The sequence below is a fragment of the Nonomuraea sp. SBT364 genome, assembly GCF_001083785.1.
In the GTDB taxonomy this organism is placed as follows: Bacteria; Actinomycetota; Actinomycetes; order Streptosporangiales; family Streptosporangiaceae; genus Nonomuraea.
The window spans coordinates 21,348-28,076 of the sequence record NZ_LAVL01000113.1 but is presented as its reverse complement, the minus strand read 5'-3'; the positions used below and the strand labels follow the sequence as shown (position 1 = coordinate 28,076).

Here is a 6,729-nt window from a genome sequence, read left to right as displayed (position 1 = left end):
GAGGCGCAGGGGCGTGGCCGCCGCCACCACCTTCCGCACCGACCCGGTCCGCGTGCCATGGCGGTGGGCGGTGCCCGCGCTGGTCGTCGTGCTGGTCACGGCGGGCGTCGGCTGGTTCGGCGGGGGGACCGGCCTCTGGGCCGGGGTCCCCCCCGGGGCGGGCCACCCGGGGGGGGCCGGGGGGGGGCTGGTTCTGGTGCGGGGCCCGGCCCACCCCCGCCCCCCCCAGGCCCCGGAGGCGGGACCGCCCCACCCGGGAACCCAGCAAGCACCGGGAACCCCGGCGAGCCGGCGGACAGCGAGAAACCGGCGCGGACCGCCACTCGGCCGCGACCGCCACGCGGACACACCGCGGCCTTCAGGCCGCGCGGACAGCACACCGCGGCCGTCAGGCCGCGCCGGCATCCGGGCGCCAGGTCCACGCCCGACACACCCCCCGGCCGTCAGGTGCCGAGGGTGGTCCTCGGGCGGGCCCGGGTCAGGAGATCAGGGCGTCGAGGTCGTCTTCCGGGAGGCCGAGGTCGACGCGGATGCGGTAGCGGGTGCGGAGCATGGCCTTGTGCTCCGGGTCGTCCTCGTCGCAGGCCAGCACCGCCTGGGTGACCCAGTCGAGCCCGCCTTCCAGGTCTCCGTAGGCGACCAGGGTCTCGGCGACGGTGTGGGCGGTCGCGGCCGAGGCGGCGCCTTCGGCGCGGATCGTCTCGATGACCTCCCTCGCCTCGTCGTGCCGGTCGAGCTCGAACAGCGTGTCGGCGATGCCGGCACGCGGGTCGAAGCTGGCCTCGCCACCGTCTTCGAGCGCGCGCTGGAAGCATTCCAGGGCACGCGCGGGCTGTCCGGCGGCTCTCCACTCCTCGGCGGCCTGGACCAGGATGGACGCCCTGGAGACGTCGCCGGTGGAGTAGCTGAGCGCCACGTCGTACAGCCGCCTGGCCAGCGAGCTGTGGTCGTCGGCCAGCAGCGCCTGCTCTAGCAGGCGATCAAGGTGCTCACGGGTCACATGCGCCACAACGCGAGACTACCGAGCGCGCTGCGGTTTTGCCCGGTCAATGCACATCGCGGATGGCCCTCGCATATGGCAACGCGTTGTCCAAGCATGCTCACTCAGTGCGTTTTTCCGCACGTCAGCGGGCATGTAGGGGGTGCGTGCCTCCGCGACGGAAGGGGCTCTGATGGGCAGGTCCAAGCAGTTGACCTTCACCTTGGCCTGTGCCGTCGTGCTGTCGGCCCTGGTTCCCGGCGTCGCGGGCTACCTTTCGGCCCGGCTGGAGGCGATCGAATCGGCTGAGCGTAACCTGCGGGCACTGGAGGCGAGGCTCGACGCCAGGCAGGCGCGCGACATCCGTCCCATCGCGTTCCCGGCGCCGTGCGGGCGGCCGGGCCGGCGCCCTGACTGGCTGCCGGAGTTGCTGGAGGCGCTCAAGGTTCAGGGCAGGCCGGCTGTCGCCGAACGCCCGGACCACGGCTGACCGGTCAGCCGGCCTGCGGGGTCCAGGATTGGAGCTGGCGGGACAGGAAGCCGCAGACGAGCTGTTTGGCCGCGTCGATGATCTCCGGCGACCCGTCGGGCTCGCGCCGGAAGGCCAGTTTGAGCACGGCGTCGCCGGCTTCGACGGCCACCAGCACGGCCACGTCGAGCTGGTGGCTGTCGGCGAGCCCGAACTCCTTGAGCAGCAGCCCGCGCAGCCGCCCGGCGATCACGGTGTTGTTGTCGGAGTCGGAGTCGAGCAGATTGAGGTCGACCACGTCGCCGAAGTGCAGGCTCTTGAAGCCGGGGACCGACCGGTGCATGGCGACGTACTCGTCGATGATCGCCTCGACCGCCTCCCACCAGCCGCGGTAGTCCTCCTCCATGAACCTGCGCCCGACCCTGGTGACGAACTGCTCCACGTTGCGCCGGGTGAGCTCCTGGGTGATGGCGCGCTTGTCGGGGAAGAACTGGTAGACGGAGCCGATCGCGACCCCGGCCCGTTCGGCGATGCGGGTCGTGGAGAGGGCCTCGTAGCCGATCTCGTCGAGGAGCTCGGCGCAGGCGTCGAGCATCCGCTCGACCCGGCGGGCGCTGCGGCGCTGCGTGGGCTGGCGGCGCAGCGGCTTCGGTGACACACAGTCATCTTCTACTAGCGGCGAGGACACAGGCTCCATCTTCCCCCCATGGGGGCGATCGTTACCCGCGATTCTGCGATTTCCCGGACAGCTGGTCTTTCATCGCTCGGCGGACAGCCCGGCGCAGGAGCGCAACGCCTTCCAGTCGGCGATGGCGCCGGTCCTGGCGGTGCCGGTCATCGGCACCGGGACGCCGCCCTGGATGGTGGCGGGGGTCCAGGTGTCCTTGAGCACCTTGCGGCCGTTGATGGTGAGGGTGAGCACGCCGGTCCGCCCGGTGGTGGCCGGGTTGGAGTTGTAGAAGACGAAGTTGCCGAGCCCGTAGCTGATGTAGGCGTTGTCCAGATAGCCGGCGCCGAGCAGGATGTGCGCGTGCCCGCCGACCACCACGTCGGCGCCCGCCTTGACCAGTTTGGGGGCCAGGGAGAGCTGCGCCTGGTTGGGGCACTTCTGCATCTCGGTGCCCCAGTGCAGGTGGACGATCACGGTGTCGGAGTTCTTGCGCGCCTGCCGTACCGCCTTGATCAGGCGGGTCTCGTTCTTCGCGGAGGCGAGGCCGCCCTTGTCCGGCGTGGCCGTCCACGCCTGGATGAACTCGTCGTCGAGCACCTGGGTGGCGCCGATGATCGAGACCCGGTTGCCGTTGACGGTCCGCCGGTACGGCTTGTATGCCTGGGCCTCGTCCGCGCCGATGCCGACCACGGGGAACCTGGACTTCTTGATGGCGGCCAGCGAGTCCTCGAGACCGCTGTCCATGTAGTCCATGCCGTGGTTGTTGGCCATCGACACCACGTCCACCCCGGCGGACTTGAGCGCGGTGAAGGCGCTGGCCGGGGCCCGGAAGGTGAACTGCTTGCCGGGGGCGGGGGTGCCGCCGGTGGTGATCGCGGTCTCCAGGTTGATCATGGCCAGGTCCGCCTTGCGCAGCACGCCGGCGATCGGGCCGAGCGCGGTGCGCGGGTTGTTCAGGCGCGGCCTGAGGATGCCCTCGAAGTGCACGTCCCCGCCGAAGGCGATCGTGTACGGCTTCGGCTTCGGCTTGGCGGGGGCGGTCGGCTTGGCCGAAGCCTGGCCCGCGAGCTGCTCACGGCCGGGTGCGGCGGGTTCCGCGGAGGAGCAGGCGACCAGGGACGCGGCGACGACGGCTAACGCCGGGAGGACGCGGGGGAAGTTCATCGGTCGCCATTTCCGCTCGATTCAGACTTTCAGGGATCGAGCATGCCATGTAAGGAGGTTCCCCGCGCGTCCCGGCATCCCAGTCGAGAGCAGACCGTGACCAGCCAAACTGGATACGTTCGTAAACTTGAATGATTCAGGTTTAGGACATAGCCTGAGTCGCATGAGGGACGATGACCTGCTGCGTCAGGCCGGACTCCGTGTGACGGCGGCCCGGTTGGCGATCATGGAAACCGTGCGCAACGGCGACCACCTCGACGTGGACGCCGTCTCCCGCGGCGTCCGCGAGCGCGTGGGTCAGGTGTCCCTTCAGGCCGTCTACGACTCGCTGCACAAGATGCACCGGGCCGGTCTCCTGCGGAAGATCGAGCCGATGGGCAGTCCGGCCCGCTACGAGGCCAGGGTGGGCGACAACCACCACCACCTCGTGTGCCGGCAGTGCGGCGCGGTCACGGACGTCGACTGCGTCGCGGGGGCCGCCCCCTGCCTCGACCCGGTCGACACCGCCGGTTACGCCGTGGACGAAGCCGACGTCACGTTCTGGGGCATGTGCCCGAGCTGTCAAAGATGATGATTCCGGAGGATCGCACCATGCCGACCAGGCCACTCACCACCGACGACGCGGGCGTTCCCGCGCCGAGCGACGACCATTCGCTCTCCGTCGGCGCGAACGGCCCCCTGCTTCTTCAGGACCACTACCTGATCCAGAAGATGGCTCACTTCAACCGTGAGCGCGTGCCCGAGCGCGTGGTCCACGCCAAGGGCGGCGGCGCGCACGGCCGGCTGCGGATCACCGAGGACGTCAGCCAGTTCACCCGCGCCGGGCTCTTCCAGAAGGGCAAGGAGACCCCGCTCTTCCTGCGCTTCTCCACCGTGGCCGGCGAGCTCGGCAGCGCCGACACGGCCCGCGACCCGCGCGGTTTCGCGATCAAGTTCTACACCGACGAGGGCAACTACGACATCGTCGGCAACAACACGCCGATCTTCTTCATCCGCGACCCGCAGAAGTTCTCCGACTTCATCCACAGCCAGAAGCGGCGCGCCGACAACCACCTGCACGACCACAACATGCAGTGGGACTTCTGGACCCTGCACCCCGAGTCGGCCCACCAGGTCTCGTTCCTGATGACCGACCGCGGCACGCCCGCCTCCTGGCGGCACATGCACGGCTTCGGGTCGCACACCTTCCTGTGGTACAACGCCGCGGGCGAGAAGTTCTGGGTGAAGTATCACTTCAAGACCGAGCAGGGCATCCGCAACTTCACGGCCGCCGAGGCCGACGCGCTCGTCGCCACCGACCCCGACCACCACATCCGCGACCTGTACGACTCGATCAAGCGCGGCGACCACCCGTCGTGGACGGTCAACGTGCAGATCATGCCGTTCGAGGCAGCCGCCGAATACCGGTTCAACCCGTTCGACCTGACCAAGGTGTGGCCGCACAGCGACTACCCCGAGATCACGATCGGCAGCTTCACCCTCGACCGCAACCCGGACAACTACTTCGCCGAGGTGGAGCAGGCGGGCTTCGAGCCGGCCAACCTGGTGCCGGGCATCGGGCCGTCCCCGGACAAGATGCTCCAGGGCCGCCTGTTCTCCTACCCGGACGCGCACCGCTACCGCATCGGGCCGAACTACCTGCAGCTCCCGATCAACCAGCCCAGGTCACCGGTCAACTCCTACAACTTCGACGGCCCGATGACGTTCCGGAACCCGCAGGACCCGGTCTACGCGCCCAACAGCTTCGGCGGCCCGGCGGCCGACCCGGCGCCGTACGAGGGCTCGCACTACAGCGTCACGGGTGAGATCGTGCGTTCGGCCTACACCAGGCACGCCGAGGACGACGACTTCGCCCAGCCGCGCGCGCTGTGGGAGAACGTGCTGTCCGACGCCGACCGCGCCCACATGGTGGGCAACATCGTCGGCCACGCGTCCAAGCCCGAGGTCACGGCCGAGATGAAGAAGCGGGTCGTGGACTACTGGAGCAACGTGCACAAGGACCTCGGCCAGGGCGTCGCCCGGGGCCTCGGTCTTTCCTGATCCATCGCCGCGCTCCCCTGCCGGGGACGCGTCCCGCCGCCGGAGTTCACACCCGGACTCCGGCGGCGCTCGCGCGGACACGAATGGCCGTGTGGCGCGCGATCTTGTGATGGTTCCTGTGCCATGATGTGCGAGTCTCTGACGCTCGCCGTGGTGAGCTGAATGCGATGCGGGCCGTTCGCCGCCCGCCTCCGAACGGCCCTGAGGGTTGCGCTACCAACTCGCCAGGGCCGTTCGTCATGCGCCGGCCGTCAGGGCCTCCAGCTCGAACTCACCGTCGCGAACGCCGGCTGTGAAGGCGGCCCACTCGGCCGGGGTGAAGACCAGGATGGGGCCGTCCTGCTCCTTGCTGTCCCGCAGCGCGACGTTTCCGTCGGCCAGGGGGGCGACCTCGACGCAGCTGCTCGCGCCGTTGCAGAAGCTGCTCTTCTGCCATGCCGCCATCTTGGGTTGGGTGTGCATTTTCTCCCCAAATGGGTAAAGGGGCGCCATTGCCCCTTGATGTTGTTCGTTCGTCAACCTCGCCACATCATGGCCTTACGCTGGATGAGCACGCGTGATTCGTCCTCGTCAAGCGCCTGCGACCTGATGTGCTCGAAGGCCGTTTCATAGCCGGCCACCCGTTCGAGATCTTCGACGAAGTGAGCAGTATAAAGCTGCTCCAGATAGACCACATCGTCGAACTCCGCGAACTTCAGGTGGATGAACGCCCCGGTGTTGACCGGATGGAGCGCGTCCATCGGCAGCACCTGGACACTCACGTGCGGCAGCAGGGACAGCTCCAGAAGGTGCTCCATCTGCTCCCGCATCACCGAGGGCTCCCCGAAGCGGCGCATCAGGGCCGGCTCGTCGAGCACGAAGCGCATCCCGCAGGGATCCGCCCTGTGCATGACCAGTCGCTGCCGGTCGAGGCGGGCCTCGACGCGGCTCCGGACACCGCTGTGCGTGATCAGCGCGATGCCGCGGACGGCCAGGATGACCTCTCGCGCGTAGTCCTCGGTCTGTAGGAGGCCGGGCACGATCTGGGGTTCCCAGTTGCGCTGAAAGGTGGCCTCCGCCTCCAGCCCGAGAAATCTTGTGTATTCCTCGGGCAGAGCGTCTTCGTAATCTTCCCACCACCCGCGCTGGTCCGCATCTCGCAACAAGCCGAAGAGTTCGTCAATTTTGCCACCGTCGGCGCTGTAGAGCTTGGCCATCGCCTTGATGTCTTCGGTGCTGGGCATGGTCTTGGCAGCCTCGATGCGGCTGATCTTGCTGGGGGACCAGCCGAGCTCGTTGGCGGCCTTGGAGCCGGTCAGATTCCGTCGCTCGCGCAGGAGGCGCAACTCCTGGCCGAGTCTCAGCCTGCGGACGGTGGGGCTGCCCTGCTTCGATGGCACCGTCGACTCTCCTTGCCGGGAATGAAGG

The 6,729-nt window shown here is 68.7% G+C and carries 8 protein-coding genes; 3 read left to right on the top strand and 5 right to left on the bottom strand.

What is annotated here, in order from left to right:
- Positions 1-478: 478 nt before the first annotated feature.
- Positions 479-1,009 (bottom strand): tetratricopeptide repeat protein, encoded by a 531-nt coding sequence (locus tag ADY59_RS34025; protein ID WP_231619024.1) that lies wholly within the window; start codon positions 1,007-1,009, stop codon positions 479-481.
- A gap of 163 nt (positions 1,010-1,172) precedes the next feature.
- Here ADY59_RS34025 and ADY59_RS34020 point away from each other — a divergent pair, with 163 nt between their 5' ends.
- A complete protein-coding gene (locus ADY59_RS34020; RefSeq protein WP_049571114.1) occupies positions 1,173-1,469 on the top strand; it encodes a hypothetical protein in 297 nt (98 codons plus the stop codon).
- 4 nt (positions 1,470-1,473) lie between these two features.
- Here the strand turns inward: ADY59_RS34020 and ADY59_RS34015 are convergent, their stop codons facing one another.
- A complete protein-coding gene (locus ADY59_RS34015) occupies positions 1,474-2,145 on the bottom strand; it encodes a TetR family transcriptional regulator (protein WP_049571113.1) in 672 nt (223 codons plus the stop codon).
- Positions 2,146-2,205: 60 nt separating this feature from the next.
- Positions 2,206-3,282 (bottom strand): CapA family protein, encoded by a 1,077-nt coding sequence (locus tag ADY59_RS34010; protein WP_049571112.1) that lies wholly within the window; start codon positions 3,280-3,282, stop codon positions 2,206-2,208.
- A 163-nt stretch (positions 3,283-3,445) separates the two neighbouring features.
- On the opposite strand from ADY59_RS34010, the gene ADY59_RS34005 reads away from it, so the two are divergent.
- Both ADY59_RS34005 and ADY59_RS34000 read left to right on the top strand, forming a co-directional pair.
- Positions 3,446-3,853, top strand: coding sequence for a Fur family transcriptional regulator (locus tag ADY59_RS34005; RefSeq protein ID WP_049571109.1), 408 nt, complete (start codon positions 3,446-3,448; stop codon positions 3,851-3,853).
- Between the two features lie 20 nt (positions 3,854-3,873).
- Positions 3,874-5,322, top strand: a complete 1,449-nt coding sequence (locus ADY59_RS34000) for a catalase (protein WP_049571107.1) — start codon at positions 3,874-3,876, stop codon at positions 5,320-5,322.
- A gap of 237 nt (positions 5,323-5,559) precedes the next feature.
- On the opposite strand, the gene ADY59_RS33995 is transcribed toward ADY59_RS34000, so the two are convergent.
- A complete protein-coding gene (locus tag ADY59_RS33995; protein WP_049571104.1) occupies positions 5,560-5,784 on the bottom strand; it encodes a DUF397 domain-containing protein in 225 nt (74 codons plus the stop codon).
- Positions 5,785-5,837: 53 nt separating this feature from the next.
- The gene (locus tag ADY59_RS33990; RefSeq protein WP_049571101.1) at positions 5,838-6,701 is read right to left on the bottom strand and encodes a helix-turn-helix domain-containing protein; all 864 of its coding nucleotides are present in this window, start codon (positions 6,699-6,701) and stop codon (positions 5,838-5,840) included.
- Positions 6,702-6,729: the final 28 nt, after the last annotated feature.